Source organism: Micromonospora hortensis (assembly GCF_022230935.1).
Classification (GTDB): domain Bacteria; phylum Actinomycetota; class Actinomycetes; order Mycobacteriales; family Micromonosporaceae; genus Micromonospora; species Micromonospora hortensis.
The window spans coordinates 132,653-158,218 of sequence record NZ_JAKKFE010000017.1 but is presented as its reverse complement, the minus strand read 5'-3'; the positions used below and the strand labels follow the sequence as shown (position 1 = coordinate 158,218).

Below are 25,566 nucleotides of genomic sequence, written 5' to 3'. Positions count from 1 at the left end.
CCCTTCCCGCCGGTGACCGCGCTCGACCGGAGCCCACCGTATACGGGCCGGCGGACCCGGCCTGGCCCCGGTGTTGCAGGTAGGGTCCGACGCCATGCGTGTGCTGTTCGCCAGTCTTGCGTCCGTCGGTCACACGTACCCGCTGATCCCGCTGGCGATCGCCACCCGAGAGGCCGGGCACGAGGTCCACTTCGCTGCCGGTCCAGAGGTGCACCCACCGCTCGCCGCGCACGGCCTGCGGCCGTTCCGGCCCGGCGACGCCTTCTACGAGGTGTACGCCGAGGATCTCGCTCCGGAGCTGGCGCGGCTGCGGCCCGACCTGGTGGTGCACGAGTGGGGGCTGCCGGGTGCGGCCGTGGCGGCTCACCGGGCCGGGATCCCAGGCGTGTGGCACGGCTTCGGCCGGATGTTTCCCGAGGGCATCGGCCTGGAACTGCCCACCAGGAACCCCGAGGTCGTCGGCCGGCCGCACCTGGACATCTGGCCGCCCTCGCTCCAGGACAAGAACTTCCTCGCCACCGAACGTCGGATCGAGCTGCGACCGGTCGCCTTCTCCACACCGGCCCCGCTGCCCGAACGGGTGAGCCGTCGAACGTCCCGGCCGTTGATCTATCTGACCCTCGGGACCGCGTTCGGTACGCCGGAGCTGCTGCGGACCGCCATCGCCGGCCTGGCGGCGCTGGACGCCGAGGTGGTGGTCGCGGCGGGCCGGGTGCCCCCGGAACAACTGGGCGAGATCCCTGACCACGTCAGCGTGCACCAGTGGGTGTCGCAGGCGGAGCTGCTGCCGCTCGTCGACCTGGTGGTGCACCACGGAGGCAGCGGCACCACCCTCGGCGCGCTCGCGGCCGGCGTACCGCAGTTGCTGCTGCCGCAGGGCGCCGACCAGTTCGCCAACGCCGACACGCTCGCCGCCGCCGGTGTCGCAGTGCGGCTCCTTCCCGGCGAGGTGGACCCGAGCGCCGTCGCCGAGCAGGCGCACCGCCTGCTGCCGCAGCACGGCAACGCCGAGCAGTGCGACGCGGTCCGGGCGGTCGCCGAGGAGATCGCGGCCATGCCCTCGCCGGGGGCCGTCGCTCGACTGCTGCCGGAGTACGCCACCTGATCTGACGCAACATCGTCAACTCAGGGTTGACGCGAGGGGTGCGTCAACCTATGGTTGACGCATGACAGATCCTCTCCAGATGGGTAACACCGTCAAGCTCGACGACCTGATCCAGGCGATCAAGACGGCGCACACCGACGCGCTCGACCAACTCACCGACGCGGTCATCGCCGCCGATCACCTCGGCGAGGTCGCCGACCACCTGATCGGGCACTTCGTCGACCAGGCACGACGCTCCGGCGCCTCCTGGACCGACATCGGCCGCAGCATGGGGGTCACCAAGCAGGCCGCCCAGAAGCGCTTCGTGCCGAAGGCGACCGAGGCGGCAGCGCTCGACCCCAACGCCGGCTTCAGCCGGTTCACCCCGCGTGCCCGCAACGTGGTGATGGCCTCACAGGAGGAGGCCCGGGCCAGCGGAAACGCCGAAATCGGCCCCGAGCACCTGGTGCTGGGCCTGCTGGCCGAGCCGGAAGGGCTGGCCGCCAGGGTGATGGCCGGTCGCGGCGCCACCCCCGAGGCGGTACGGGAGGCGGTCGACGCCGTCCTCCCACCACGGGCCGAGCAGGTTCCGGACCTCATCCCGTACGACGCGCGCGGCAAGAAGGCGCTGGAGCTGACCTTCCGCGAGGCGCTGCGCCTCGGGCACAACTACATCGGCACCGAGCACATGCTGCTCGCACTGCTGGAGCAGGAGGACGGCGCCGGCGTGCTCACCAACCTCGGCCTGGACAAGACGACGGTCGAGGCCGACCTGGCCGCCGCCCTCGCCGCCGCCGTCGGAAAGAAGTGAGAACCCGGGGTCAGGACGCCTCAGGAAAGCCGTAACGCAGGGCGTGCTCCGGATCGGCAGGGTCGATCTGGCGTACGCCCGCGTCGGCGAGGCGCTTGTTGACCTCGTCGAGTTGCTCGCGTACCAGGCGGGCCTCCTCCTCGGTGACCCGGCCCCGGTGTGGCTTGCCGGCGTGCTCCAGCGTGCCGTAGTCGACCTTTTCGGTGGTCTTCCGGGCCTTGGGTGGACGGACCCGCTCGGCCGTCTTCAACAGCTGCGCCATCGGCACGTCGGTGGCCATCGCGTCGAACTCGCTGGCGGTCAACACCACCCGGCGGGGCTCGCCGCCACCGTGCCGATCGTGGATCTCCACCACCGCCACGTCCAGCGCGGCGTCGTCGATGTTCTCCACCTCGCCCGGGGTGGCGTCCAGCTGCACGGGCCCGGCGACCAGGTCCGGGTGCTCCAGCACGACGACGCGGACCACCTCGTCGTCCTGCTGCAGAACCGTGCCGGTGAAGTCGGAGACGTGGATCGTCTTCTTGCCCATGCGCGGAGCTTCTCCTGTCGTAGGCCGGGAAGGCGGACCACAAGAAATTACCCGACAGGTGTGCGAAAGCCGCCGCTGGACCTCCTCCGGTGTGTCGCCCGGGCGAACGTCAGAGGTTTGCCCTTTGGTGGGTCAGTGGTTGTTCAGGCGGTGCCGACTGGAGCTTCCGATGGGCAGCTTGTTCAGCCCGGCCCACGACAGGGCGCCGCCGCCGATCGTCCGCGGGTTCCGGTAGCGCGGCTGGGGCGGATTGCCTCCGACGGCTTCCCCCGCCTGCCAGAGTCGCTCGGGGTCCTGCTGGTAGTGGTCGCTCGGCTGAATCGGCATGGGTTCACCGTCCCAAACAAAGGTGTCCAGATATGGAAATACATATGACGGTCGATTCATGTGCCTGGTTCCCGGACCCCTGGCCCACTCGGCCCTGACGTATCCCGCGCCCGGCCCCGCCGTCCGGCGTACGGTGATCGACGACGGGTCGGGTGACGGGGAGGTGCGCATGCTCGACCGGCGACTTCACCTGCACCTGGCCACCTGGCTCGGCCAGTGGCCGGCCGGGCCGGGGTTGCACGTGGTCGCCTCGCAGCGGCGGGCCGAACCGGCCTGGGACGGCCGGCTACGCCCCGCGCTCGCCGTGGACACCGGGCAGAGCGCCGTGCTCTCCGTGGCGCCGGACCGCGTGGCGGCGATCCGCGCGTTGGTTGGCCGTACGCCGACTCGGCTGCTCGCCGCGCTGCCGGAGGCCGTCGGCCGGCCCGAATTCTCCGTGCATGACGGTCCGTTCCGGTGGAGCCTGGCCCCCGCGCCACTGCCCGACGTGGGGGAGTGGACCGAGCCGACCGCTCCCGGGCTGCCGCCGTGGCTGCGACTCTTCGACCGGCCGGTGCTCGTGGTCCGGGACCCGGACGGCGTCTACCTGGCCGGTGCCGGGATCAAACGGCACGACGCGTACGGGCACGAGTTGGCCGTCGGCACCGTACCGGCAGCCCAGGGACGCGGCCTCGCCCGTCGACTGGTGGCCCAGGCCGCACGGCGGGTGCTCGACGAGGGAGCCGTCCCCACCTACCTGCACGAGCGGGACAATCACGCCTCGGCCCGGGTCGCCGAGGCGGCCGGCTTCCCGAACCTGGGCTGGCGCGCGTACGGCGTCTATCCGCGCTGAGCGGGGCCCGAAGCCGCAGCGGGCCCGCGATCTTGCACTTTCTGTCGCGACATGGCGGGCATTCCACGCATCTCGACGACTGAAACTGCAAGATCGGCGCGGGCGGGGCGGGGTGGGGCGGGGCGGGGCGGGGCGGGGCGGGGTTGGGCGGGGTGGGGTGGGGTGGCGGGGCAATCGGCGCGGACCGTGGATCCCGGGCCGGATCCACGGTCCGCAACCTCCCCCCAGGCCCCGGTACCGGGTGTAACGGCCTCGCCGGGGACGAGCCGCTACGTGTCGATCACGCTACGTATCGAACAGGCTCGGGGCAAGGTTGAAGCTGTCGGTTCGGAGTGTCGAAAAGCGGACTTGACCTGCTGCTTAGCCGGCCGTAGGGGTCGGCCGGATCAGTGACGGAGCGTGCGAATCAGGTCGAGCACCTGTCGGGTCACCGGCCGCAGGACCCGGAGCCGGGACAGCGCCACGAGCCGGTCGATCAGTGGTACGGCCCCGTCGATCAGCTGGCGGGTCTTGGTCTGGCCCGGCGATCGGTCGTGCACCCAGTAGAGGATCACGCCCATGTACGCGAGCCAGAGCAGCTCGGGCAGCTGTGGGCGCAGCTCGGCGTCGACCTTGGCCGTCGAGCCGCTCACCACCTCGCCGAAGAGGTCGATGGCCGCCTGTCGGGGGCCGGAGGACTCCGCGGAGAAGGGGCTCAACGGGGAGGTGGGCTCCGCCGCCGTCTTGAAGAAGGTTGCCGCGAACCCGTGTGAGGGCGTCAACACGTCGATCCCCGCGTGCAGCACTCCGGCGAGCCGTGGACCGAGCGCCTCCTCCCGATCGAGCACTGGCTGCGCGGCGGCCCGGTGCTCGACCTGGGACTGGGCGTAGAACTCCTGAATCAGATGGTCCTTGGAACCGAAGTAGTAGTAGGCGTTGCCGACCGACACGCCGGCCTCCTGCGCGATCGCCCGCATGGTGGTCTGGGCGTATCCGCGTTCGCGGAACAGCCGCATCGCGGTGTCCCGGATCAGCTGCCGGGTCTGCTCGCCTCGGGCGGTGGCTGGGTCACCCGCAGTGGTCGTCTGCGCAGGCTGTTCGGTCATCGGGGTCACCGTATCCCGCCGGTTCGTCGGTCGGCTCGGCCCACGGGTCGCGGATCCGCTCCCGAATCGCCGAGGCGGCGGCCACCGTCTGCCGGGCGAGGGGCAGCAGGTGCGGTCGGGCCAGCCGCTCGGCGGTGGACCGATGGTCGGTCAGCGCCCAGAGGCAGGCGAACCAGGCGCCGTCGCCCGCGTACACCTCGCCGGTGTCGGCGATCACGGTGAGGTCGCGCAGCGTCGCGTCGTGGTTCAGGCCGGGGAAGCGCCGCCTGGCCTCGGCGGACCCGGCTGGCACGAACTCCAGGGGTACGAGCTGGGCGCGGGACGACAACCAGCGGCGGGCGGCGCGGCAGATTGGGCAGGCCGCGTCGAAGAGGACGGTGAACCCCCGGATCCCACCGCCGGAGTGGGCGGTGGGATCCGGGAGTCGACCGACGCCGTCGGTCGGGGGCATTGTCATCGGCTCGGCGGGTTCGGGCCGACGCCCGGCTGCGGACCGGCCGGGTGGGGTCCGGCCGGGTGCGGGTTGGCCGGGTGTGGGCCGGTCGGGTGGGGTCCGGCCGGGTGTGGGCCGGTCGGGTGGGGTCCGGCCGGGTGTGGGCCGGTCGGCTGGGGTCCGGCCGGGTACGCGCCGACCAACGGCGATCCGGGTGGGGCGGACTGCATGGGGAGACGGCCGATCGGGGCGAGCGGGGGGTGGGTGGCGAGCTGGCGGAGTCGGTTTCGGCGGTAGCGGCCGAGTGCGAAGACGTTGAAGAAGTGCAGCGCGCCAAGCACCAGCAGCACCAAGCCGATCTTGAGTGACAGTTCCTCCATGGCCTGGCTTGTCGAACCCACCGGGTCGGAGTGCTTCATCGCCACGGTGACGTAGCCGAGGTTGAGCAGGTAGAAGCCGACCACGAGGAGGCTGTTGACCGCCTGGGCGAGTCGCTTCTCGGCGAACACCTCCTCCAGGAAGACCAGCCCGTTGCGGGACAGCGCTCGAGCCACCCAGATGGTCAGCCCGACGCTGACCGCGAGGTAGACCACGTACATCCAGACCTTGATGTCCATGTGGACGCCCTTCTTGAACGTGTTCAACTACCGACGTCATCAGACTAGGGCCGATATTGAACATGTTCAAGAAGTGGCGACGAGTGACTGTGGACACTTCTGGCGCGGTGCTCAAAGGCGCGGCGTCCGGCCGAGCGTTTCAGCTCGGCCGGAGAACGCGGTGGTTCAGCCCGCCAGGCCGAGCACCTCGGCCGCCGCGCGACCGTTGGCGTGGCTCGCGCCGTAGGTGGTGACGAAGGCGCGGACACCCGCGGGCCGCCACTGTGCCGGCCAGCCCATCTCCACCACTGTCACCGGGTGCTGGGCCGCCAGGTCGGCGATCAGCTCCGGACCGCCGGGCAGCCGGTGCAGGTGTCGCCCGACCAGCACGATGGGACGGTCGCCCGCCAGTCCGCGCAGCATGGCCGGGTCGGTCTCGGTGGCGATCACCCGGATCTCCGGCACCGCGTGCAGGTGCGGTCCGAGGCCCCACGGCACCCGACCCTCGGCGATCGTCGACTCGGTGTGCAGTTGCACCACCAGTGGCTGGTCCAGACCGCTGAGCACACCGTCCACCCGTACCGCTCGACGTGCTGCCGCGTACCCCAGCTCGGGGTCGCCGATGGCCGGCGACCCGCTGGCGGCCCGGGTCCAGGCGGCGAGATCGGCGGCGCGGCCGGCCGCCTCCTCGACCCGCGCTCTCGCCAGCCGGCCGTCGGCGAGCGCGTCGACGATCTCGGCGGCCACCCGCTCGACCAGTCCGGCGTCGACCTTCGCGCCGATGCAGAGCAGGTCGGCACCCGCGCTCAGGGCCCGGACCGCAGCCGGCCCGACCCCACCGGCTGCCACCGCGGCACCCTTCATCTCCAGCGCGTCGGTGATGACGGTGCCGGTGAAGCCGTACTCGGTACGCAGCAGGTCGACCAGGACGGCTCGGCTGAAGGTGGCCGGGTCGGCGCCGGTGAGCGCCGGCACCCGGATGTGCGCGGTCATCACCGCGCGCGCCCCGGCGGCGACGATGGCCGCGAACGGCGGTAGGTCCCGCTGGCGGAGCAGGCTCAGCGGAGCGTCCACAGTGGGCAGTTCGTGGTGGGAGTCGGTGACTGTGGCGCCGTGCCCGGGGAAGTGCTTGGCGCAGGCGGCCACGCCGGCGGCCTGCAAACCCGCCACGGCGGCGGCCGAGTGGGCGGCCACCCGCACCGGATCCGCGCCGAAGGACCGGGTGCCGATCACCGGGTTGTCGTCGGCGGTGTTGACGTCGACAGTGGGCGCGAGGTTGACGGTGATGCCGAGCGCTGCCAGCTCGGCGCCGATCGACTGGTAGACCCGTCGGGTGAGGGCCACGTCGCCGATCGCACCCAGGGCGGCGTTGCCGGGGTACGGGCTGCCGGTGGCGTGCGCCAGCCGGGTCACGTCGCCACCCTCCTCGTCGATCGCGATCAGCGCGTCCGGCCGACCGGCGCGCAGCGCGGCGGTGCTCGCCGCCACCTGCGCGGGGTCGTGCACGTTGGTGCCGAACAGGGTGTGCCCGGCCAGCCCGTCGGCCAGCAGGTCGACCGCCCAGTCCGGCGGGACCGGTCCCGGGTACGCGCCCAGCAGCGTGCCCAGCGCGAGCCGGCGCAGTCCTGGATCCAACCCCACGTGCTTCCCCCTTCGGTGCCCCGCGGGTACGAAACGTCGTACCGGTGGTGGTCTTGGCCCTGCCGACTCGGCGGAGCGTCCCACCGTCGAGTGGCCGTTACGCTACGGCTACCCGTTCGCAGGTCGGTTTACAGTTAGCAAAGTTTACTAAAACTAGAGGACGTGTCATGAGTGCGACCCGGCTGCCCGGCACCCCCCGTCTGTTGCGGGCGCTCAACGACCGTGCCGCGCTGGAGCTGCTCCTCGAACGCGGCCCGCTGACCCGAGCTCGACTCGGCGAGCTGACCGGGCTGTCGAAGGTCACCGCATCGCAACTTGTCGAGCGGCTGGAGGAGCGCGGCCTCGTCGCGCGGGTCGGCGAGCAGGCCGGCGGGCGAGGGCCGAACGCCCAGCTCTACGCCGTCCGCCCGAGCAGCGCCCACGTGGTCGGTGTGGACGTCGGGCCGGACCGGGTGGTGGCGGCGTGCGCCGACATCACCGGTGCGGTCATCGGCCGCGTGGAGCAGTCGACCCGGGACACCGACGACCCGGTGGGCGTGGTGCACAACGCCGTCGTGCAGGCGGCGAGCAGCGCCCAGGCGCAGCTGAGCAGCGTACGACGGATCGTGCTCGGCACGCCGGGCCTGGTCGACCCTGGCACCGGCGACATCACCTTCGCCTTTAACCTGCCGCGCTGGCACAGCGGTCTGCTCGCCGCGTTGCGGGACGACCTGCACACGCCTGTGGTCTTCGAGAACGACGTCAACCTGGCCGCGGTGGCCGAGGCGCAGTCCGGCGCGGCGCAGGGGCTGTCGGACTTCGTGCTGGTCTGGGTGGGCGCCGGCGTCGGCCTGGCGATCATGCTGGGCGGGCGGTTGCACCACGGCAGCAGCGGCGCCGCCGGCGAGATCGGCTACCTGCCGGTGCCTGGCGCGCCCATCCCGCGCGATGTCTCCCGTCGTGCCAAGCCGGCCTTCCAGCAGCTGATCGGTGCGGACTCGGTGCGCGCTGTGGCCCGCGAGCACGGCTACCCGGACGCCGATGCCGCCGAGGCGGTCCGCGCGGCCGTCGCGGCCGGCGCCGACGGCGGCCCGATGCTCGACGAACTGGCCCGTCGGCTCGCGCTCGGCGTGGCCAGCACCTGCGTGGTGCTGGACCCACCACTGGTAGTGCTCGCCGGCGAGGTCGGCCAGGCCGGTGGCGCGGCGCTCGCCGACCGGGTGCAGCAGGAGGTCGCGGCGATCACCCTGGTCCAGCCGCGAGTGGTGCCGACCGGGTTGACCGAGGAGCCGATCCTGCAGGGCGCGTTGCGCACCGCCCTGGACGCGGTGCGCGACGAGGTGTTCGGCTCCACCGTCGGCTGAGCCCGCTGCGGCGGTCATGCGAAGGAATATTTCACCGCGTGCCCACAGCTTGCAAGCTCTTGCCGGGCGCCGGCCTGGCCGTTCCGTCGGGCCGCCCGCAGCCGGGCGACCCGACGGTCTCGATTCAGATCAGGTCACGGCGACGGAACACGGCGAACGCCGCCGCGGTCAACCCGCCGGTGAGGCCGAGCAGCACCAACAGCGCCGGCAGCCAGGGCAGCGTGTAGAACCCCTCGCAGTAGGAGCCGTAGTTGTTGCCCCGGCACAACTGCTCGTCATAGAAACGCGCCCCGCCGTTGAGCCACGCCCCGATGTGGCTGGAGAGCATGAACAGGTCCGACTTCCGCGCGTCGATGATCTCCAGCACCAGCCGGCCACCCAACTCCCACAGCACCGCGTACGCGGCGAACGCGCCCAACGCCGCCGACGTGTGCCGACCGAGCGTGGCGATCGCGAAGCCCAGCGTGGAAGCCAGCAGCACCAGCACCAGGCCACGGCCGTGCACCGCGCCGAGCGAACTCCAGAAGTCGCTGTTCAACCGACCCGGTAGGCCGGCGGTCTGACCGATCACCCAGAACGTGGCGAGGTAGGCCAGCGACGCCAGCAGGGCAAGCACCAGCACAGTGCCGAGCAGGGTGCCCAACTTGGTCGCGAGCACCGTCATCCGGCGCGGTCGCCAGAGCAGCAGGTTCACCACCCCGCCGGAGTTCAGGTCGGCGCCGATGTAGGAGGCGCCGACCAGGAACCCGAACAACACCAGGAACGCGATGAGGAAGTACAGCAGCGACTCGGCCTGCTCGGCGAAGCTGAACACACCCGGCAGGAAGTCGGCGGCGATCGGTAACCGGTCCTGCCGGATCGGGTCGATCTCCGAACAGTCTGTGGAAAAGTAGTCGTCCGGGTCGGGTTGGATGGTGCCGTCCTGGCGGGCCAGGCACTCCTGGTGCCTCGCCTCCATGCTCTGCCTGGCCTCGGCGGCCTGCGCCCGCGCCGAGTTCAGCTCACTGACGCTCGGCTTGTGAGAACCGGCCAGCGTGGTCGCCGCCGTGACGGCGAACGCCAACACCAACAGGACGAGCATGAGCTGCACGAAGCGACGCGCCGACAGTCGCTCCAACTCGGCACGCACCAGGTTCACGCGTCCACTCCCCGATCGAGGTCGATCACAGCTTCGCCCTGCGGCAGCGACGAGTCGCCGCCCTGCCGGGGCACCGACGGATGCTCGTACGCGCCGGTCAGCTCCAGGAAGACGCTCTCCAGATCCGGCCGCAGCGGCGTCAGCTCGCCCACCCACAGACCCTGCTCACCGAGCACCCGGCTGATCGCCGTCGGGTCGTCCACCCCGCTCACCACCAACGCTCCGCCGTCCACGACCGCCGTCAGCTCGGCCGCGTGCAGCAGCTCGACGGCCCGCTCCGGTTCGGCCACCCGGACCAGGAACTCGTGCCGGTCGTGGCCCGCCAGCACCTCGTCCACCCGACCGGTCGCGACCCGCCGGCCCCGAGAGATGATCGTGACGTGATCGCAGATCAGCTGGATCTCGCCCAGGATGTGACTGGACACCAGCACTGTCACCCCGTTGGCCGCCAGCGACCGCATCAGGTCCCGCATCTCCCGGATGCCCGCCGGGTCCAGCCCGTTCGCCGGCTCGTCCAGGATGAGCAGGCGCGGGTCCTTCAACAGCGCGGACGCCACCGCCAGACGCTGCTTCATGCCTAGCGAGTAGCCCTTCACCCGCTCATCGCCCCGGTCGTGCAGGCCCACCAGATCCAGCACCTCGTCCACCCGAGAGACCGGCACACCCCCGGCGCGGGCCAACAACCGCAGCGTTCGGTAGCCGGTGAAGTTGCCGAAGAACTGCGGGCTCTCCACGATGGCGCCGACCTGGCCCGCCACCCGGGGCAGTAGCTCCGGTGACGGCTCGCCGAGCACCGTCATCCGGCCGCTGTCGGCGCTCACCAGCCCGAGCAGGGCCCGCAGGGTGGTGGTCTTGCCCGAGCCGTTGGGGCCCAGAAAACCGTGGACCTGGCCCGCCTCGACCAACAGGTCGAACCCGTCCACCGCCACCCGTCGACCGCTGTGCAGGCTGCGGAAGGTCTTGCGCAGACCCTCGATCTCGATGACCGCGCTCATCTGCGCGGCTCCGTACGTCGGCGTGGCATGGGTCGTCCTTCGGGCTTGGTGATCAATGACACGGCGCTTCACCCTATGGCTGAGGTGCCGCCCATGGGGGGTACCCCGGCGCTGCGTGGTTGGATGGTGTGGTGACTGGTGACCTGATCCCCGGCGCTGCCGGCGCCACGCCTGCCGCCGCTTTCGTGGACCCGGATCTGGTGGTCAGCCTCGACGGCGTCGGTGTACGCCGCTCTGGCACCGCCCTCCTCCAGGACCTGACCTGGCGCGTCGAACTGGACGAGCGGTGGGTGGTGCTCGGCTCCAACGGTGCCGGCAAAACCACGCTGCTCAACCTCGCCGCCGGTCGGCTGCACCCGACCACGGGCGTCGCGCACGTGCTGGGCGAGCGGATCGGCCGCACCGACGTCAACGAGCTGCGTACCCGGATCGGGCTCACCACAGCGGCGATCGCCGAGCGGCTGCCCGCCGACGAGCGGGTCAGCGACGTGGTGGTGACCGCCGCCTGGTCGGTGGTCGGCCGCTGGCGGGAGAACTACGACCGTGGCGACGAGGCGCGGGCGCGAGCGCTGCTGAGTCAACTCGGCGTCGGTGGCCTCGCCGAACGCCGCTACGGCACCCTCTCCGAGGGTGAGCGCAAGCGGGTGCAGATCGCCCGTGCCCTGATGACCGACCCGGAGCTGCTGCTGCTCGACGAGCCCGCCGCCGGGCTCGACCTGGGTGGTCGGGAAGACCTGGTCGCCCGGCTGGCCGAGCTGGCGTACGACCCGGACGCCCCGGCGATGGTGCTGGTCACCCACCACGTCGAAGAGATCCCGCCCGGGTTCACCCACGCCATGCTCCTGCGCGAGGGTGGGGTGGTCGCCCAGGGCCTGCTCGCCGAGACGCTGACCGGTGACAACCTCTCCAAGACCTTCGGGCTGCCACTTGTGGTCGAGCGGTCGGGCGACCGCTTCACGGCTCGCGCCGCCTGAGCGTCGGACAGGCGGAGACGGCCGTGCCGCAGACCCGGGTTGCCGTGGTGGGCAGCGCCAACATGGACCTCGTCGCGATGGCACCCGCGCTGCCCCGACAGGGCGAGACCATGCTCGGCACCGACTTCGTGATGGTGCCCGGCGGCAAGGGCGCCAACCAGGCCGTGGCCGCGGTCCGGGCCGGTGCCTCCTGCGCCTTCCTCGGCGCGATCGGCTCGGACGCCTTCGGCGTCACCCTCAAGGCCCGCATCACCGCTGCCGGCGTGGACACCAGTCAGCTTCGCGTGGTCTACGGCGCCTCGGGGGTGGCGCTGGTGATGGTCAACGCCCAGGGGGAGAACGCCATAGTGGTCACCCCCGGCGCGAACGACGCCCTGGTCGGCCTCACCGAGGAGGAACTGGCCACGGTGCGCGCGGCGGACGTCCTGGTCGCCCAACTGGAGATCCCGGTGCAGACCGTGGCCGCCGCCGCGGTGGCCGCCCGCGAGGCCGGCACCAGGGTCATCCTGAACGCCGCCCCGGCGCGGGACCTCCCACCCGAGTTGCTCGCCGCGGTGGACCTGCTGGTCGTCAACGAGGGCGAGGCGCAGGCGCTCGCCGGCCGGGGTCGGGAGGAGCCGCGTGCGCTGCTCGACCTGACCCCCCGGGCCGTGCTCACTCTCGGCGGTGAGGGCGCCTGGTACGTCGACCGGGACGGCACCGAGGTGCACGTGCCGGCGGTACCTGTCGACGTGGTCGACTCGACCGCCGCCGGTGACGCGTTCACCGCCGCGCTGGCCGTCGGCTGGGGCGAAGGACGCGACCTGGTCGACGCGGTGCGCTGGGCGTCGGCGGCCGGCGCTGCCTGCGTCCGCAAGCTCGGCGCCTCGGTGGCGCTACCGCAACGCGCCGAGATCGACGAGCTGTACGTACCGGCCTGACCGCACCCGCCGCACACCGGCCGCACCCGCCGCACACCGGCCGCACCCGCCGCACACCGGCCGCACCCGCCGCACACCGGCCGACTCGCCCGCCCGCGCGGCCGGCCGTCAGCTGACCGGCTCGTCGGTGAGCTTCTCGCCGCGTCGGCGCAGCATGCCCAGCCCGGGGATACCGGCCACCGCGAGCTTGAGGTCGCGGGTCACGTCCAGCAGGTCGTGCAGGTCCGGCCCGACCCGGTCCAGCGTGGCCAGGATCGGCAGGATGTCCGCCGTCAGGTGTTCCTTGAGCTTGGGCAACTCGTCGATCAGGTGGATCGCCGCGCTGATCTCCTCGTGGCTCAGCTCCTCGACGAACCGCCCGGCCATCGGCGCGGCCCGGCGCAGCGCCGGCTCGTACGCCGCCAGCAGCTCAGCCGCCGTGGCGGCGGCCTCCGTCGCGGTGCCCACTGTGGTGGCGGCGCGGCTCGCGACCCGGTCGGCTTCGGCGACCACGGTGCCCGCCGCCCGGGAGACCCGTTCGGCCTCGGCCACCACCACGGCGGCGGCGGTGGCCACCTCGGTGGCCGTGTCGATGGCGGTGGTCGCGCCGGCGCTGATGACGGCCACCTCGCGGACCGCCGCCTCGGCGTCGGTGAGCACCTGGTCGGTCCGGTCCAGTGTCGTCTCGATCCGGTCGACCACGCCGTTGATCCGGGCCAGCAGCGCCTCCACCCCGTCCAGCACCGCGAACGCGCGGGCGGGCACGGCGGCCATCGAGGTGGCCGAGCCGAGCGCCTGGTCGAGAGCGGAGCGGGTCAGGCCGACCACGGCGGCCGGGGTGGGGAGGGGAATCGCCATGGGATCAAGTGTGCGTCGGCCGTGCCACAACCGCCCGACGGAGCCGGTCAGCGGGCCTGTCGACAGGCGGTGTCGGCGCGGGCCACCCGCAGCGCCCACCAGATCAGCGGCACCTGCAGCGGCACCCGGCCGTACGCGATGGCCCGCTTCGTCGGGCGTCGGTGTCGCCAGTCCACTGCCATCTTCACGTTCGCCGGCAGGACGGCGACGAAGAGCGCGGCGGCTGCCCGACCGCCGGCCCGCCGGGTGGTCGGGTGCGCCACGGCCGCCGCCACCGCCAGCTCGGCCACCCCGCTGGCGTACGTCCAGAAGCGGGCCGGCCCGGGCAGCGCGCCTGGCACGATCGGGTCGTACACGCCGGGTCGCAGCAGGTGGGTGACGCCGGCCGCCGCGAGCAGGCCGGCCAGCGCGACGGCCTCGCCGCGGCGGGTGGTCATCGATGGTCCCCCTGCTGTTCGACGGCGCGCTGCACGGCCCGGTAGATCTGCCCGAACCGTAGCGCGTCCGGAGTGCGCACCAGCAGGTCCTCCCGACCGTGGTGCTGCACCCACAATTCGTGCACGTGGCTGCCGCGCTCGTAGGAGCGGTCCAGCCAGCCAAGGGGGATCTCCAGGAACGGCGCCAAGGCGAGCGTCCCCGCCGCGCAGGCGGCGAGAATGATCAGCGCCAGCTGCCAGTTGCCCCGGTCCTGAGCCGACCAGGCCAGCGACAGCACGCAGACCACGGCCACCAGCGGCGGCAGCGAGAGCAGCAGGACCAGGACACCGCGCCCCAGCACACGGCCGCGTACGGCGAGGGTTTTCCGCCCCCGGTCGTGCCAGACGAACGTCACGTCGGACAGGGCGATCACGTGACCGCCCGCCCGGATCGACTCGGAGGTCACCTGCACCGCGTCGTCCCGGTAATAGAGGGTCATCACTAAGCCTAACCACCGCCAGGCAAACCGCGCCTCGCTCGGACCTTGGCAGATGGCTTCTTTCGCAGAGGATCGGCCAGTCCGCGCAGAGGATTCGACGGAGGCCGTCCGACGCGGTAGAGGTGATGTTGCAGTGGTCCTTTGGAGCTGAATCGTCTGCGACATCACGCGTCGCGCCGCAAGGCCAACGGTCGATTCGTTTGTGATATCAGCTCCAAAGGCACTGCAGGAAGGCTGCGCACGCGTCCGTTGCGCTCGCGTCCGTTGCGTCCCACCTGGCTCGGCGAGAGCTGTCGCTGCGCAGGTCCCACCCGTGACGACAGGTCCGGTCAGGTCGGGACGTGAAGCGGTACCGGGCTGGCTAGCGGCGCGTGACGGGGTGGGCCGGCTGGCTGTGCTCGACCGCGCGCTGCACCGCCCGGTAGATCTGCCCGAAGCGCAGCGCGTCACCGGTGCGCAGCAGACGCACCGGCTGACCCCGCCAACGGGCCCAGATCTCCAGTTGGCGGCTGCCCCGGGCGTACGAGCGGTCCAGGTGTTCGAAGAGGAAGTCGGCGACCGGCCCGACGGCCAACCCGACCAGCACCGACGCGCCGACGATCGCGATCGTCACTGTGGGTGAGCGGTGCAGCCAGACGGCCACGCCAATGCCGAGCACCGCCGCGACCAGCGGGCCGGCGAGCGCTGCGCCGATCGCACCTCGTCCCACCAGCACGCGCCAGGAACGGGTGCCCCGGCGGTGCCAGATCATGGTGATGTCGGCCAGCTTGTAGCTGCGACCGTCGACACGGAGGGTGGTGGAGGTGACCTGCACCGACCTGTCGTCGTAATACGTGATCATGGCTGGACTCCCGCCCACGGGGCTGACACCACACTACTTACCCAAACGAGCCGGGTCGTAAGGTTGGCACGCGACTTCGACGAGGAAGTGAGGGCAGCGTGGGCGAGTTCGTTCGGCTGGAGACCACTGACGGCATCGGCACGATCCGGCTGGAGCGGCCGCCGATGAACGCGCTCAACACCCAGGTGCAGGAGGAGTTGCGCGCCGCCGCCACGGCGGCCACCGCCGATCCCGAGGTCCGCGCCGTCATCGTGTACGGCGGGGAGAAGGTCTTCGCCGCCGGCGCCGACATCAAGCAGATGGCCGACATGTCCTACGTGGACATGGCCGACCGGGCCGCGAACCTGTCCAGCGCGCTCGGCGCGATCGCCCGGATCCCCAAGCCGGTGGTCGCCGCTATCACCGGGTACGCCCTGGGTGGCGGCTGTGAGCTGGCGTTGGCCTGTGACTGGCGGGTGGTCGCCGAGGACGCGAAGCTCGGCCAGCCGGAGATCAAGCTGGGCATCATCCCGGGTGCGGGCGGCACCCAGCGGCTGGCCCGCCTGGTCGGCCCGGCCCGCGCCAAGGACCTGATCATGTCGGGGCGGATGGTGGACGCGCAGGAGGCGCTGCGCATCGGCCTGGCCGACCGGGTCGCCCCGGCCGCCGAGGTGTACGACACGGCCGTCGCGCTGATCACTCCGTACCTGACCGGGCCGGTGCAGGCGCTGCGCGCCGCGAAGCTGGCGGTCGACGGCGGCCTGGACATGGATCTCAACTCGGGCCTGGCCTGGGAGAGTCAGCTCTTCGCGGCGCTGTTCGCCACCGACGACCGGCGCGAGGGCATGGCGGCCTTCGTCGAGAAGCGCAAGCCGGGCTTCACCGGCCGCTGATCCGTCGCCTCCCGCGCCAACGGCCCCTGACCTCGGCAACGTCCCCCGGCAGGGGCCACGGTCGCACTGCCAAGTGACTGGCCGGTAACCTGTGATCCCGGCCACGGACGATGGGAGCGACATGACGGAGCGGATCGAGGGTCACGGCGGCGAGTTGGCGCTCGCGGCACTACGCGCGCACGGCGTACGGGAGATGTTCACTCTGTCCGGCGGGCACGTCTTCCCGCTCTACGACGCCGCGTACAAGACCGACTTCCCGATCTACGACGTCCGGCACGAGCAGTCCGCGGTCTTCGCCGCCGAGGCGGTGGCCAAGCTCCAGCGCCGCCCCGGCCTCGCCGTGCTCACCGCCGGGCCCGGTGTCACCAACGGCATCTCCGGCATGACCAGCGCGTTCTTCAACGCCTCGCCGGTGCTGGTGCTCGGCGGGCGCGCGCCCGCGTTCCGCTGGGGCTCGGGCAGCCTCCAGGAGATGGACCACCTGCCGCTGGTCGCCCCGGTCACCAAGCACGCCGAGACGGTGTTCAGCACCGACGACATCCCGCGTGCGGTGGGTGCGGCGCTCAACGCCGCGCTCACCCCGCACCGCGGCCCGGCCTTCCTCGACTTTCCGCTGGAGACGGTCTTCTCGGTCGCGGAGGCCGAGCTGCCGACCGTGACCGGTGTCGACCCGATCGCCCCGGACCCGGAGGAGGTCGGCCGCGCCGCGCTGCTCATCGCCGGGGCGCAGCGGCCGGTCATCATCGCCGGCTCCGACGTGTACGCGGGCGACGCGGTCGCCGCGCTGCGCGAGGCCGCCGAGGCGTTGCAGGTGCCGGTCTTCACCAACGGCATGGGTCGCGGCTCACTCCCGCCGGAGCACCCGCTGGCGTTCGCCAAGGCCCGCCGGGCCGCGCTCTCCGGCGCCGACGTGGTCGTGGTGGTGGGCACCCCGCTGGACTTCCGGCTCAGCTTCGGTGACTTCGGTGACGCCAAGGTGGTGCACATCGTCGACGCCCCCAGCCAGCGGGCGACGCACGTGCAACCGGCCGTCGCCCCCGCCGGTGACCTGCGCCTGATCCTCTCCGCGCTGGCCGACCACTCCGGCGACCGGGCCGACCACGCCGACTGGATCGCCGACCTGCGCGTCGCCGAGGACGCGGCGAAGGCTCGGGACGCCGCGGAGATGGCCGCCGAGACCGACCCGATCCGCCCGGCCCGGATCTACGGCGAGCTGCGTCGGGCGCTCGCCCCGGACGCGATCACCATCGGCGACGGCGGCGACTTCGTGTCGTACGCCGGGCGGTACCTGGAGCCGGCCCAGCCCGGCACCTGGCTTGACCCGGGCCCGTACGGCTGCCTGGGCACCGGCATGGGCTACGCGATGGGCGCCCGGGTCAGTCACCCGGACCGGCAGATCTGTGTGCTGATGGGCGACGGGGCGGCCGGCTTCTCGCTGATGGACGTCGAGTCGCTGGTCCGCCAGAAGCTGCCGGTGGTGATCGTCGTCGGCAACAACGGCATCTGGGGGCTGGAGAAGCACCCGATGCGGGCCATGTACGGCTACGACGTGGCCGCCGACCTTCAGCCGGAGCTGCGGTACGACACGGTGGTCAGCGCGCTCGGCGGAGCGGGGGAGACGGTCGCCAAGGCGGCCGACCTGGGCCCGGCGCTCCAGCGGGCGTTCGACTCCGGAGTGCCGTACCTGGTGAACGTGCTCACCGACCCGACCGACGCGTACCCCCGGTCGTCGAACCTGGCCTGAGTCGCACCCGCCGCCGCCGTCGCTCCTGCGCCGGCGGCGGCGGCGCGCTCACACCTCCGGTCGGTCGCCTTCACGCGGCGGCTCACCGTCGCGGCGGCGCAGGTCGTCCTCGCGTCGCCGCAGGTCTTCCTCCCAGCGTTGGAACAGCTCCTGGTCCTGCTGCTGGGCGCGTTCCTCGACGGAACGCAGGAACTCCGGGTCGTCGTCGGGGGCCACCGGCCGAGGGCGCTGCCGCTCGCCGCCGCCGGTGCCGCCCGGCCAGCCCTTGTGGGCGCCGGGGCTGGGCTCCCGGCCGACGATGAACCAGGCGATCGAGCCGACCAGCGGGAAGAACAGGATGATCAGCACCCAGGCGATCCGGGGAAGGGCACGGATCTTGCCCTCCTCGGCGGAGAGGCAGCTGATCAGCGCGCAGACGGCGAGGACAATCTGCACCAGGAAGAGGAGTACGCCAAGCCGGGCCATGGACCCATGATGACGCACCGGCGCGCGTCACCACAGTCCGCGCAGCACCAGCAGCACTCCGAGTAACGCCAGCACCACAGTGCCCACGGTGACCAGGGGCAGAGTCCGGCCGCCGGTGCGGGCCGGACCGGTGCCGGTGCCCCGTGGCCAGCAGAGCACCAGCACGGCGCCCCACACCAGAACGGCGCCGCCGGCGATCAGCGCACCAGTCGGGTCGCCGGTCGACGCCAGCCGGACGGCGAGCACTGTCACCACTGTCACAGTGAGCAGGGTGCGCCGCCAGGCCAGCCTGGTCCGCTCCGGTTGCAGCCCCGGGTCGCGTCCGGTGCTCACCGCCCGCCGATCGCCCGCATCAGGACGGCGGCCACCAGCAGCAACGCGCCGACGCCGACGGCGAGCGCCAGGATGGCGGGGAACCGGGACGCGGGCAGTTCCTGACCGAGCCGGATGGCCCGCTCGGTACGCGCCCAGTGGTCCACAGCGCGGATCGCGACCGCCGCGCCGAGCAGCAGCAACGCCACGGCGATCACCTCCCGCAGGTGGCTCATCGGCAGGGGCGGCAGGAACTGCGCGGCGGCCAAACCGCCCCCGACCAGCGCCAACCCGGTGCGCAGCCAGGCGAGGAAGGTCCGTTCGTTGGCCAGGGAGAAGCGGTAGTCCGGCGTTTCACCGACCGAGCCCAGCTCCGCCGGGTCGAACCACCGCCTGATCGCCTCCCACACAGTGGGAGATTATCCGCTTCCCATCCCGCTTAGCCTGGGCCGGTGACTGATCTCGACGTACAGACGCTCCGGGCCGCCTACGACAACCAACTCCGTCCGGAGATCCCCGACCCGGTTCCGGCCGGGGTGACGGTGGAGCGGGACGGGCCGTTGGTCCGGATCTCCGGGCTCGACTCCGGTGGGTTCATCACCTACCGCGACCTGGGCGGGTTGACCGGCGACGCGCTGGACGAGCTGATCGCCCGGCAGGCGCGGTTGTGCGGTGAGCGGGGCGAGTCGGCGGAGTGGAAGCTCAACGAGCACGACGAACCGGTGGACCTGGCGGACCGCCTGCGCGCGGCCGGCTTCGTGCCGGCGGACCGGGAGACCGTCGTGGTCGGCCCGGTCGCGCCGCTCGCCGCCGCGCTACCGGTCGTCCCCGAGGGGGTACGTCTGCGTGAGGTGACGTCCCGGGAGGACCTGGAGCGGATCGCCGCCATGGAGGAGGAGGTCTGGCAGGAGGACCGCTCGCACCTCGTGTGGGGCCTGGGCAAGGAGATCGACGCCGACCCGAACTCGATCACCGTCGTGGTGGCCGAGGCGGACGGGACTGTGGTGAGTGCCGGCTGGGTGCGGTTCCCGGCGAACACCGGCTTCGCCTCCCTGTGGGGCGGCTCGACCCTGCCGCAGTGGCGGCGCAGGGGCATCTACCGGGCGTTGGTCAACTACCGGGCGCGGCTGGCCGAGCAGCGAGGTCGCACGCTCATGCAGGTCGACTGTTCCGAGGACAGCCGGCCCATCCTGCAGCGGCTCGGCCTCGTCGCGGTCACCACCACCACCCCGTACGTCTACACTCCGTGATCATGGAGCAGCGGTTGACGGACGAGGAGCGGCTGACCCTCAAGACGGGTGCCTTCGGCGCCGTCTTCCTGGTCTCCAACGCCGACCCCGGTGTCCTGGGGGTGATCCGGGAGAGCATCGCCGCGTCCGGCGCGCTGGCCGACGCCAGTGGCACGGTCAAGGAGGCGCTGACCACCGGCCCGCTGCCGCGACTTCCCCGGGACTCGCAGTTGGAGATCGAGTCGGTGGTGCTGCCGGCGCTGGGGCAGGCGGTGCGGATCCTGCGCGAGAAGTCCCCGCGGGACGTGGACGCGTACCGCGAACTGGTGTTGGCCGCGGCGGACCAGGTGGCCCGCGCGCACGACGGGGTGGCGCCCGCCGAGGCGGCGGCCATCGACCAGATCCGGGTCGCCCTGGCCGAGCCGGCCTGACCGGCTGCGCGTCGGTGAGCTGTGTCACTCTGAGTGCTGCGGGAGCGCAACCTACTGGCAGGTAACATTGCGCCGTGGGCAACTGCACAACCGCCCTCGGTTGACCTGGCGTCGACCGACGCGCGACGCTGCGCCCCAGACCGGGCGAGCGAATCGCAACACCACACAGGAGGGTCGTCGAAGCGCGATGAACATCGTCGTACTCGTCAAGCAGGTGCCTGATTCGGGCGCGGACCGCAACCTGCGCAATGACGACAACACCGTCGACCGCGGTTCGGCGAACAACGTGATCAACGAGATGGACGAGTACGCCATCGAGGAGGCGCTGAAGATCAAGGAGGCGCACGGCGGCGAGGTCACCATCCTGACCATGGGTCCGGACCGGGCGACCGAGTCGATCCGCAAGGCGCTCTCCATGGGCCCGGACAAGGCCGTCCACGTGCTGGACGACGCCCTGCACGGCTCGTGCGCCGTCGCCACCTCGAAGGTGCTCGCCGCCGCGCTCGGTCAGCTCAGTGCCGACCTGGTCATCTGCGGTGCCGAGTCCACCGACGGCCGGGTCCAGGTCATGCCGCACATGATCGCCGAGCGGCTGGGCGTCGCGGCGCTCACCGGTGCCCGCAAGCTCACCGTCGACGGCGCGACGCTGACCGTCGAGCGGCAGACCGAGGAGGGCTACGAGGTGGTCACCGCCGCCACCCCGGCCGTCGTCTCCGTCTGGGACACCATCAACGAGCCGCGCTACCCCTCCTTCAAGGGCATCATGGCCGCCAAGAAGAAGCCGGTGCAGACGCTCTCGCTGGCCGACCTCGGGGTCGCTGCCGACGAGGTGGGCTTCGACGGCGCCACCAGCGCCGTCGTCGAGCACACCAAGCGCCCCCCGCGCTCCGGCGGCGCCAAGATCACTGATGAGGGCGAGGGCGGCGTCAAGCTGGTCGAGTTCCTCGCCACCGAGAAGTTCGTGTGAGAGGGGGGTTCTGACATGTCCGAGGTTCTCGTCGTCGTCGAAGCCACAAAGGAATTCGGCGTCAAGAAGGTCACCCTGGAAATGCTCACCCTCGCGCGTGAGCTGGGCACCCCGAGCGCTGTGGTGCTCGGTGGCGCCGGCGCCGCCGAGGCGCTGAGCGGCAAGCTGGGCGAGTACGGCGCGGAGAAGATCTACGCCGCCGAGGGTGACGAGATCGACGGCTATCTGGTGGCCCCCAAGGCGACAGTGCTGGCCGAGTTGGTCAAGCGGGTGCAGCCGGCCGCCGTGCTGCTGGCGTCGGCCCAGGAGGGCAAGGAGATCGCCGCCCGGCTCGCCGTCAAGCTCGACAACGGCATCCTGACCGACGTGGTCGGCCTGGACGCCGACGGCACCGCGACCCAGGTCGCCTTCGCCGGCTCCACCATCGTCAAGTCCAAGGTCACCAAGGGCCTGCCGCTGGTCACCGTCCGGCCCAACTCGGTCACCCCCGCCCCGGCGGCCGCCACCCCGGCGATCGAGCAGCTCAGCGTCTCGGTCACCGACACCGACAAGCTGGCCACTGTCGTCGAGCGGGTCGCCGAGCAGAAGGGCTCCCGCCCCGAGCTGACCGAGGCCGGCGTCGTCGTCTCCGGCGGCCGGGGCGTCGGCAACGCCGACAACTTCAAGCTGGTCGAGGAGCTGGCCGACCTGCTCGGCGGCGCCGTCGGCGCGTCCCGCGCGGCCGTCGACTCCGGCTTCTACCCGCACCAGTTCCAGGTGGGCCAGACCGGTAAGACGGTTTCCCCGCAGCTCTACGTCGCCCTCGGCATCTCCGGTGCCATCCAGCACCGGGCCGGCATGCAGACCTCGAAGACCATCGTCGCTGTCAACAAGGACGGCGAGGCGCCGATCTTCGAGCTGGCCGACTTCGGGGTGGTGGGCGACCTGTTCAAGATCGTCCCGCAGGCCGCCGAGGAGATCCGCAAGCGCAAGTAGGCAAGCGATACGTCAGTGGCCGCCCGTGTGAACGGGCGGCCACTGACGTGTGGGGAGCTGATCGGCGAGCCGGGGAGCTGAGCCGGCCCGCCGATCAGCCCGTCAGGGAGCCCCTCAGCAGGCTGTCGCCGGAGTGGCGGGTGTTGTTGTCGTACTGCTCGGCGGAGACGTCGACCACCGAGTAGCTCTTGAGGTCGACATTCGGGGGCAGGGGTAGCAGGGCGTCCGGACCGCCACCCAGGGTGCCGACCGAGAACATCTCCATCGTCGTCGGATTGATGAGCCAGACCTCGTAGTACCCCGGGACGCTCGGGAGATTCGCCACATGCAGATGTAGTTGGCCGTCCTGGAAAACCCGGGCGTCGCCCTTGGCCGCAGGCGGTGTCGCCCCGTACGCCGCCAGCGGCGCGCTCGCCACCACCACCGGCGGCGGGGTGGGCGTCGGATCGTCCGGTCGGAGCACCGAGACGGTGCCCACGACGCCGACCGCCGCGGCGGCGGCCGCGGTGACCGCTGTGGCCACCCAACCGGACCAGCCGCGACCCCGGCGGGATCGCCGCGTCGGGTCGAGTCGGGTCACCGTCGGCTCGGCCGCCGCGCCGAAGGTCTGCTCGGCCGTCGTGGTGTCGGCCTGCTCGGCCGTGGTGGTGTCGGCCTGCTCGGGCACCCGGTGTCGACGGGTCTCGGTCAGCAAAGGCCCGGCCTCCGCCGCCCTGACCTGGGCTTCGATGCCCTGCCAGACGTGCTCCGGCGGGTCGGGCAGGTCGGCCAGGCCCTGCGTCTCGGTGCCGAGCCCCGCCACCTGTTGAAGGCTCGCGACCTCCGCCCGGCAGAGCGCGCAGGTGCCGAGGTGGGTGCTCTCCCCGTTGTCCGCCTCGCTCTCACCGAGTGCCAGAAATACCAGCCGGTCGTGGTCCAGGTGCTGCACCGTCCACCTCCCATCTGCGTTTCAAGCTCGCCATGCCGCGTCGGATGTGACTCTTCACGGTGCCCAACGGCACGCCGGTCACAGTGGCTATCTGCTGGTGTGTCAGGTCGTCGTAGAAGGCCAGCTCCAGCATCCGTCGCTGGTCGTCCGGGAGACGAGCCAGTTCGTCGGCGATCACCAACCGGTCCACCACGCGGTCCGGGTCCGGTTGGGTCTGTGCCGGCTCGGGCAGTTGTCGGACCGTCTCCACCACCCGGGTCTCCCGGGCCGAGGCGCGCATCCGGTCGATCACCTTTCGCCGGCCGATGCCGAGCAACCAACCGATCAGCGACCCCTTGGCCGGGTCGAACGTGTCGCGTCCCAGCCAGGCGGCGACGAACGTCGCCTGGGTGACGTCCTCGGCGTCGCTGCGGTTCGCCAGCATGGACGTGGCCAGGTGGAGCACGGCACGACCGTAGCGGTCGTACGCCTCGCGCAGCGCCACGTCGTCGCCGTCGCGGAACCTGCGGTCGAGGTCGTCCACCGGAGGGTCCGGTTCCTGTCGTAGCGCCGTCATCGGGCGGCTCGCCTTCGATGGGGCATGCCCGACTGTAGCTGCCACAGTCCCCGCCCCACTTCCCCGGTCGATGTCATCTCACCAGCTCTTCGTCTCCCGACCCCGTTCCGGATGCGGTTGGGGCCGGAAAAGAAAAGTGCCTCCGGGGCGCATCCGCCCGACCGAGAGCCGGCGTAACCCGTTCTGCAAGCCAGGCCTGACGAATCAGCACCAAATATCAGGAGGCAGACATGCAGCTCTCGTACTTCCGTCGGGTCGCCGCGGGCGGCGCGGTCGCCGCGCTGGCCTTCGCCGGCGTCGGTGCCCTCACCGCCAGCCCCGCGTACGCCGCCACGTCGAAGGTCTCCGTCGTGCACGGCATCCCGGACACCCCTGTCGACGTCTACGTCAACGGCAAGAAGACGCTTGACAACTTCAAGCCCGGCGACGTCGCCGGCCCGCTGAACCTGGAGGAGGGCGACTACGACATCGCGCTCACCAAGCCGGGCGAGCCGATCGGCAGCGCGATCCTCAAAGTCGACAACGCCGCGGTGCCGGGCGGTGCGAACATCAGCATCGCGGCCCACCTCGACGCCGCCGGCCAGCCGAAGATCACCCCGTTCGTGAACGACGTCTCGAAGGTCGACGCCGGCAAGGCCCGGCTGATCGTCCGGCACACCGCCGCCGCCCCGGCGGTCGACGTCCGCGCCGGTGGCACCCCTGTCTTCGAGGCCCTCACCAACCCGAACGAGGCCAAGGGCGACGTCGACGCGGGCGAGGTGAAGGCCGACGTGGTGCTGGCCGGCACCGACACCGTCGCCATCGGCCCGGCGGACCTCAACCTCAAGGAGGGCACCGCCACGATCGTCTACGCGATCGGTTCCGCCGAGGGCAAGACTCTCGACGTGGTGGCCCAGACCATCACCGGCCTGCACTCCGCCCCGGGCGGCGTGCCCAGCGGTGACGGCGGCCAGGCCGGCACGGGCGTGGACACCTGGTGGTACGTGCTCACCGGTGCCGGCGTACTCCTGCTGCTTGGTGGTGGGGTGCGGATGGCGACCGCGCGGACCGGCCGCAAGTGACGGTGCGCAACCGCGGCGCGCTGGCGGCCCTCGCCGCCGGCGTTGCCGCGCTCACCGCTGCCACCCTGGTGGCGTGCGCCAACCAGCCGGCCGGGACGGTGGGGGCCGAGGAGGCGAGCACGCTGGCCAGCCCCGCACCGACCGCCGCCAGTGCCCCGTCGGTGCCGGTGACCGCTGGTGAACTGCCCGCCGGTCCGAAGATCATCCCGCCGGTACGGCTGCTGATCCCGGAGATCGGCGTCACCGCCACCGTCAACGCGGTCGGCATCAACGAGCGGACCAACGAGTTCGAGGTGCCGCCGAGCGTCGACCAGATCGGCTGGTACCGCTACGGCCCCGGCCTGGAGGCGGAGGTCGGCTCGGTGGTCATCGCCGGTCACGTGGACAGCGCCAAGCAGGGCAAGGGGGCGTTCTTCCGGCTGCGTGAGCTGGACCAGGGCGACACGTTGACAGCGACGGGCAGCGACGGTGAGGCGCGGCGGTACCGGGTCGTCGCCCGGGAGGAGTACGCCAAGACCAAGATCCCGCTGGACCGGTACTTCGCCCGCGACGGCAAGCCGCGGCTGACCCTGATCACCTGTGGTGGGCCGTTCGACGCCAAGGCCCGAAAGTACCGCGACAACATCGTCGTCACCGCGGTGCCCGCCTGACCGGGTCCGCGCGCATCGGTCCGGGGTGGAGTTCCACCCCGGCCGTTGCGTGCAGTCCCCTCCGGCATCCGGTC

Annotated in this window: 31 protein-coding genes; 14 read left to right on the top strand and 17 right to left on the bottom strand. The window is 71.8% G+C overall.

Annotated elements, in window-relative coordinates; translation table 11 throughout:
- Positions 1–94: 94 nt before the first annotated feature.
- Together NIE111_RS13490 and NIE111_RS13485 are read left to right on the top strand one after the other, a co-directional pair.
- Positions 95–1,105, top strand: coding sequence for a glycosyltransferase (locus NIE111_RS13490; RefSeq protein ID WP_238684722.1), 1,011 nt, complete (start codon positions 95–97; stop codon positions 1,103–1,105).
- Positions 1,106–1,166: 61 nt separating this feature from the next.
- Positions 1,167–1,895, top strand: coding sequence for a Clp protease N-terminal domain-containing protein (locus NIE111_RS13485; RefSeq protein ID WP_238684721.1), 729 nt, complete (start codon positions 1,167–1,169; stop codon positions 1,893–1,895).
- A 10-nt stretch (positions 1,896–1,905) separates the two neighbouring features.
- Here the strand turns inward: NIE111_RS13485 and NIE111_RS13480 are convergent, their stop codons facing one another.
- Together NIE111_RS13480 and NIE111_RS13475 are read right to left on the bottom strand one after the other, a co-directional pair.
- Positions 1,906–2,424: a hypothetical protein gene (locus NIE111_RS13480; RefSeq protein ID WP_238684720.1), complete on the bottom strand. Its 519-nt coding sequence runs from the start codon at positions 2,422–2,424 to the stop codon at positions 1,906–1,908.
- Between the two features lie 132 nt (positions 2,425–2,556).
- On the bottom strand, positions 2,557–2,751 hold the full coding sequence (locus NIE111_RS13475; protein WP_238684719.1) for a DNA repair protein: 195 nt from the start codon (positions 2,749–2,751) through the stop codon (positions 2,557–2,559).
- 169 nt (positions 2,752–2,920) lie between these two features.
- Here NIE111_RS13475 and NIE111_RS13470 point away from each other — a divergent pair, with 169 nt between their 5' ends.
- Positions 2,921–3,583, top strand: coding sequence for a GNAT family N-acetyltransferase (locus NIE111_RS13470; RefSeq protein ID WP_238684753.1), 663 nt, complete (start codon positions 2,921–2,923; stop codon positions 3,581–3,583).
- 386 nt (positions 3,584–3,969) lie between these two features.
- Here the strand turns inward: NIE111_RS13470 and NIE111_RS13465 are convergent, their stop codons facing one another.
- From NIE111_RS13465 to NIE111_RS13450, 4 genes are all read right to left on the bottom strand, one after another.
- Positions 3,970–4,668 (bottom strand): TetR/AcrR family transcriptional regulator, encoded by a 699-nt coding sequence (locus NIE111_RS13465; protein WP_238684718.1) that lies wholly within the window; start codon positions 4,666–4,668, stop codon positions 3,970–3,972.
- Positions 4,631–5,119, bottom strand: coding sequence for a thiol-disulfide oxidoreductase DCC family protein (locus NIE111_RS13460; protein ID WP_238684717.1), 489 nt, complete (start codon positions 5,117–5,119; stop codon positions 4,631–4,633). The genes NIE111_RS13465 and NIE111_RS13460 overlap by 38 nt, the downstream gene beginning before the upstream one ends.
- A 2-nt stretch (positions 5,120–5,121) precedes the next feature.
- The gene (locus NIE111_RS13455; RefSeq protein ID WP_238684716.1) at positions 5,122–5,745 is read right to left on the bottom strand and encodes a hypothetical protein; all 624 of its coding nucleotides are present in this window, start codon (positions 5,743–5,745) and stop codon (positions 5,122–5,124) included.
- A gap of 138 nt (positions 5,746–5,883) precedes the next feature.
- Complete coding sequence (locus tag NIE111_RS13450; protein WP_238684715.1) at positions 5,884–7,338, bottom strand: glycoside hydrolase family 3 N-terminal domain-containing protein; 1,455 nt, start codon at positions 7,336–7,338, stop codon at positions 5,884–5,886.
- 167 nt (positions 7,339–7,505) lie between these two features.
- Here NIE111_RS13450 and NIE111_RS13445 point away from each other — a divergent pair, with 167 nt between their 5' ends.
- Positions 7,506–8,681 (top strand): ROK family transcriptional regulator, encoded by a 1,176-nt coding sequence (locus tag NIE111_RS13445; RefSeq protein ID WP_238678372.1) that lies wholly within the window; start codon positions 7,506–7,508, stop codon positions 8,679–8,681.
- A gap of 124 nt (positions 8,682–8,805) precedes the next feature.
- Here NIE111_RS13445 and NIE111_RS13440 read toward each other — a convergent pair whose 3' ends face one another.
- Positions 8,806–9,819, bottom strand: a complete 1,014-nt coding sequence (locus NIE111_RS13440) for an ABC transporter permease subunit (RefSeq protein ID WP_238684714.1) — start codon at positions 9,817–9,819, stop codon at positions 8,806–8,808.
- Positions 9,816–10,814, bottom strand: a complete 999-nt coding sequence (locus tag NIE111_RS13435) for an ABC transporter ATP-binding protein (protein ID WP_238684713.1) — start codon at positions 10,812–10,814, stop codon at positions 9,816–9,818. The genes NIE111_RS13440 and NIE111_RS13435 overlap by 4 nt, the downstream gene beginning before the upstream one ends.
- A 131-nt stretch (positions 10,815–10,945) precedes the next feature.
- Here NIE111_RS13435 and NIE111_RS13430 point away from each other — a divergent pair, with 131 nt between their 5' ends.
- Both NIE111_RS13430 and NIE111_RS13425 read left to right on the top strand, forming a co-directional pair.
- Positions 10,946–11,788: an ABC transporter ATP-binding protein gene (locus NIE111_RS13430; RefSeq protein WP_238684712.1), complete on the top strand. Its 843-nt coding sequence runs from the start codon at positions 10,946–10,948 to the stop codon at positions 11,786–11,788.
- A 23-nt stretch (positions 11,789–11,811) separates the two neighbouring features.
- Complete coding sequence (locus NIE111_RS13425) at positions 11,812–12,708, top strand: ribokinase (protein ID WP_238684711.1); 897 nt, start codon at positions 11,812–11,814, stop codon at positions 12,706–12,708.
- Between the two features lie 108 nt (positions 12,709–12,816).
- Here the strand turns inward: NIE111_RS13425 and NIE111_RS13420 are convergent, their stop codons facing one another.
- The 4 genes from NIE111_RS13420 to NIE111_RS13405 all read right to left on the bottom strand — a co-directional run bounded on the left by NIE111_RS13420 (position 12,817) and on the right by NIE111_RS13405 (position 15,302).
- A complete protein-coding gene (locus tag NIE111_RS13420) occupies positions 12,817–13,545 on the bottom strand; it encodes a hypothetical protein (protein ID WP_238684710.1) in 729 nt (242 codons plus the stop codon).
- Between the two features lie 47 nt (positions 13,546–13,592).
- Positions 13,593–13,982 (bottom strand): DoxX-related protein, encoded by a 390-nt coding sequence (locus NIE111_RS13415; RefSeq protein ID WP_238684709.1) that lies wholly within the window; start codon positions 13,980–13,982, stop codon positions 13,593–13,595.
- Positions 13,979–14,461, bottom strand: a complete 483-nt coding sequence (locus NIE111_RS13410) for a DUF6232 family protein (RefSeq protein ID WP_238684708.1) — start codon at positions 14,459–14,461, stop codon at positions 13,979–13,981. The genes NIE111_RS13415 and NIE111_RS13410 overlap by 4 nt, the downstream gene beginning before the upstream one ends.
- A 361-nt stretch (positions 14,462–14,822) precedes the next feature.
- Positions 14,823–15,302, bottom strand: coding sequence for a DUF6232 family protein (locus tag NIE111_RS13405; RefSeq protein WP_238684707.1), 480 nt, complete (start codon positions 15,300–15,302; stop codon positions 14,823–14,825).
- Between the two features lie 98 nt (positions 15,303–15,400).
- On the opposite strand from NIE111_RS13405, the gene NIE111_RS13400 reads away from it, so the two are divergent.
- Both NIE111_RS13400 and NIE111_RS13395 read left to right on the top strand, forming a co-directional pair.
- On the top strand, positions 15,401–16,174 hold the full coding sequence (locus NIE111_RS13400; RefSeq protein ID WP_210781058.1) for an enoyl-CoA hydratase/isomerase family protein: 774 nt from the start codon (positions 15,401–15,403) through the stop codon (positions 16,172–16,174).
- A 121-nt stretch (positions 16,175–16,295) separates the two neighbouring features.
- Complete coding sequence (locus NIE111_RS13395) at positions 16,296–17,918, top strand: acetolactate synthase (RefSeq protein ID WP_238684706.1); 1,623 nt, start codon at positions 16,296–16,298, stop codon at positions 17,916–17,918.
- Between the two features lie 48 nt (positions 17,919–17,966).
- Here the strand turns inward: NIE111_RS13395 and NIE111_RS13390 are convergent, their stop codons facing one another.
- The 3 genes from NIE111_RS13390 to NIE111_RS13380 are packed head-to-tail and all read right to left on the bottom strand — an operon-like array spanning position 17,967 to position 19,105.
- Entirely contained in the window at positions 17,967–18,383 is a 417-nt protein-coding gene (locus NIE111_RS13390; protein ID WP_238684705.1) for a PLD nuclease N-terminal domain-containing protein, read from the bottom strand.
- Positions 18,384–18,410: 27 nt separating this feature from the next.
- The gene (locus NIE111_RS13385; RefSeq protein WP_238684704.1) at positions 18,411–18,716 is read right to left on the bottom strand and encodes a DUF202 domain-containing protein; all 306 of its coding nucleotides are present in this window, start codon (positions 18,714–18,716) and stop codon (positions 18,411–18,413) included.
- Positions 18,713–19,105: a YidH family protein gene (locus tag NIE111_RS13380; RefSeq protein ID WP_238684703.1), complete on the bottom strand. Its 393-nt coding sequence runs from the start codon at positions 19,103–19,105 to the stop codon at positions 18,713–18,715. Before NIE111_RS13380 ends, NIE111_RS13385 begins: the two co-directional genes overlap by 4 nt.
- 42 nt (positions 19,106–19,147) lie before the next feature.
- On the opposite strand from NIE111_RS13380, the gene NIE111_RS13375 reads away from it, so the two are divergent.
- The 4 genes from NIE111_RS13375 to NIE111_RS13360 all read left to right on the top strand — a co-directional run bounded on the left by NIE111_RS13375 (position 19,148) and on the right by NIE111_RS13360 (position 22,297).
- Complete coding sequence (locus NIE111_RS13375) at positions 19,148–19,945, top strand: GNAT family N-acetyltransferase (protein WP_238684702.1); 798 nt, start codon at positions 19,148–19,150, stop codon at positions 19,943–19,945.
- Complete coding sequence (locus NIE111_RS13370; protein ID WP_210781064.1) at positions 19,942–20,355, top strand: hypothetical protein; 414 nt, start codon at positions 19,942–19,944, stop codon at positions 20,353–20,355. The genes NIE111_RS13375 and NIE111_RS13370 overlap by 4 nt, the downstream gene beginning before the upstream one ends.
- A 187-nt stretch (positions 20,356–20,542) precedes the next feature.
- Positions 20,543–21,322: an electron transfer flavoprotein subunit beta/FixA family protein gene (locus NIE111_RS13365; RefSeq protein WP_238684701.1), complete on the top strand. Its 780-nt coding sequence runs from the start codon at positions 20,543–20,545 to the stop codon at positions 21,320–21,322.
- A gap of 15 nt (positions 21,323–21,337) precedes the next feature.
- Entirely contained in the window at positions 21,338–22,297 is a 960-nt protein-coding gene (locus NIE111_RS13360) for an electron transfer flavoprotein subunit alpha/FixB family protein (protein WP_091393283.1), read from the top strand.
- Between the two features lie 94 nt (positions 22,298–22,391).
- Here NIE111_RS13360 and NIE111_RS13355 read toward each other — a convergent pair whose 3' ends face one another.
- Together NIE111_RS13355 and NIE111_RS13350 are read right to left on the bottom strand one after the other, a co-directional pair.
- The gene (locus tag NIE111_RS13355; RefSeq protein ID WP_238684700.1) at positions 22,392–23,225 is read right to left on the bottom strand and encodes an anti-sigma factor; all 834 of its coding nucleotides are present in this window, start codon (positions 23,223–23,225) and stop codon (positions 22,392–22,394) included.
- Entirely contained in the window at positions 23,179–23,781 is a 603-nt protein-coding gene (locus NIE111_RS13350) for an RNA polymerase sigma factor (protein WP_238684699.1), read from the bottom strand. Before NIE111_RS13350 ends, NIE111_RS13355 begins: the two co-directional genes overlap by 47 nt.
- A gap of 230 nt (positions 23,782–24,011) precedes the next feature.
- Between NIE111_RS13350 and NIE111_RS13345 the strand changes: the two genes are divergently transcribed.
- Positions 24,012–24,842: a DUF4397 domain-containing protein gene (locus NIE111_RS13345; protein WP_238684698.1), complete on the top strand. Its 831-nt coding sequence runs from the start codon at positions 24,012–24,014 to the stop codon at positions 24,840–24,842.
- Complete coding sequence (locus NIE111_RS13340) at positions 24,839–25,492, top strand: class F sortase (RefSeq protein ID WP_238684697.1); 654 nt, start codon at positions 24,839–24,841, stop codon at positions 25,490–25,492. Before NIE111_RS13345 ends, NIE111_RS13340 begins: the two co-directional genes overlap by 4 nt.
- The last annotated feature ends 74 nt before the right edge of the window (positions 25,493–25,566 follow it).

Coding starts and splice junctions, on each gene's coding strand:
- NIE111_RS13490 (WP_238684722.1), top strand. CDS start 95: ATGCGTGTGCTGTTCGCCAGTCTTGCGTCCGTCGGTCACACGTACCCG.
- NIE111_RS13485 (WP_238684721.1), top strand. CDS start 1,167: ATGACAGATCCTCTCCAGATGGGTAACACCGTCAAGCTCGACGACCTG.
- NIE111_RS13480 (WP_238684720.1), bottom strand. CDS start 2,424: ATGGGCAAGAAGACGATCCACGTCTCCGACTTCACCGGCACGGTTCTG.
- NIE111_RS13475 (WP_238684719.1), bottom strand. CDS start 2,751: ATGCCGATTCAGCCGAGCGACCACTACCAGCAGGACCCCGAGCGACTC.
- NIE111_RS13470 (WP_238684753.1), top strand. CDS start 2,921: ATGCTCGACCGGCGACTTCACCTGCACCTGGCCACCTGGCTCGGCCAG.
- NIE111_RS13465 (WP_238684718.1), bottom strand. CDS start 4,668: ATGACCGAACAGCCTGCGCAGACGACCACTGCGGGTGACCCAGCCACC.
- NIE111_RS13460 (WP_238684717.1), bottom strand. CDS start 5,119: ATGCCCCCGACCGACGGCGTCGGTCGACTCCCGGATCCCACCGCCCAC.
- NIE111_RS13445 (WP_238678372.1), top strand. CDS start 7,506: ATGAGTGCGACCCGGCTGCCCGGCACCCCCCGTCTGTTGCGGGCGCTC.
- NIE111_RS13435 (WP_238684713.1), bottom strand. CDS start 10,814: ATGAGCGCGGTCATCGAGATCGAGGGTCTGCGCAAGACCTTCCGCAGC.
- NIE111_RS13420 (WP_238684710.1), bottom strand. CDS start 13,545: ATGGCGATTCCCCTCCCCACCCCGGCCGCCGTGGTCGGCCTGACCCGC.
- NIE111_RS13415 (WP_238684709.1), bottom strand. CDS start 13,982: ATGACCACCCGCCGCGGCGAGGCCGTCGCGCTGGCCGGCCTGCTCGCG.
- NIE111_RS13410 (WP_238684708.1), bottom strand. CDS start 14,461: ATGACCCTCTATTACCGGGACGACGCGGTGCAGGTGACCTCCGAGTCG.
- NIE111_RS13405 (WP_238684707.1), bottom strand. CDS start 15,302: ATGATCACGTATTACGACGACAGGTCGGTGCAGGTCACCTCCACCACC.
- NIE111_RS13395 (WP_238684706.1), top strand. CDS start 16,296: ATGACGGAGCGGATCGAGGGTCACGGCGGCGAGTTGGCGCTCGCGGCA.
- NIE111_RS13390 (WP_238684705.1), bottom strand. CDS start 18,383: ATGGCCCGGCTTGGCGTACTCCTCTTCCTGGTGCAGATTGTCCTCGCC.
- NIE111_RS13365 (WP_238684701.1), top strand. CDS start 20,543: ATGAACATCGTCGTACTCGTCAAGCAGGTGCCTGATTCGGGCGCGGAC.
- NIE111_RS13360 (WP_091393283.1), top strand. CDS start 21,338: ATGTCCGAGGTTCTCGTCGTCGTCGAAGCCACAAAGGAATTCGGCGTC.
- NIE111_RS13350 (WP_238684699.1), bottom strand. CDS start 23,781: ATGACGGCGCTACGACAGGAACCGGACCCTCCGGTGGACGACCTCGAC.
- NIE111_RS13345 (WP_238684698.1), top strand. CDS start 24,012: ATGCAGCTCTCGTACTTCCGTCGGGTCGCCGCGGGCGGCGCGGTCGCC.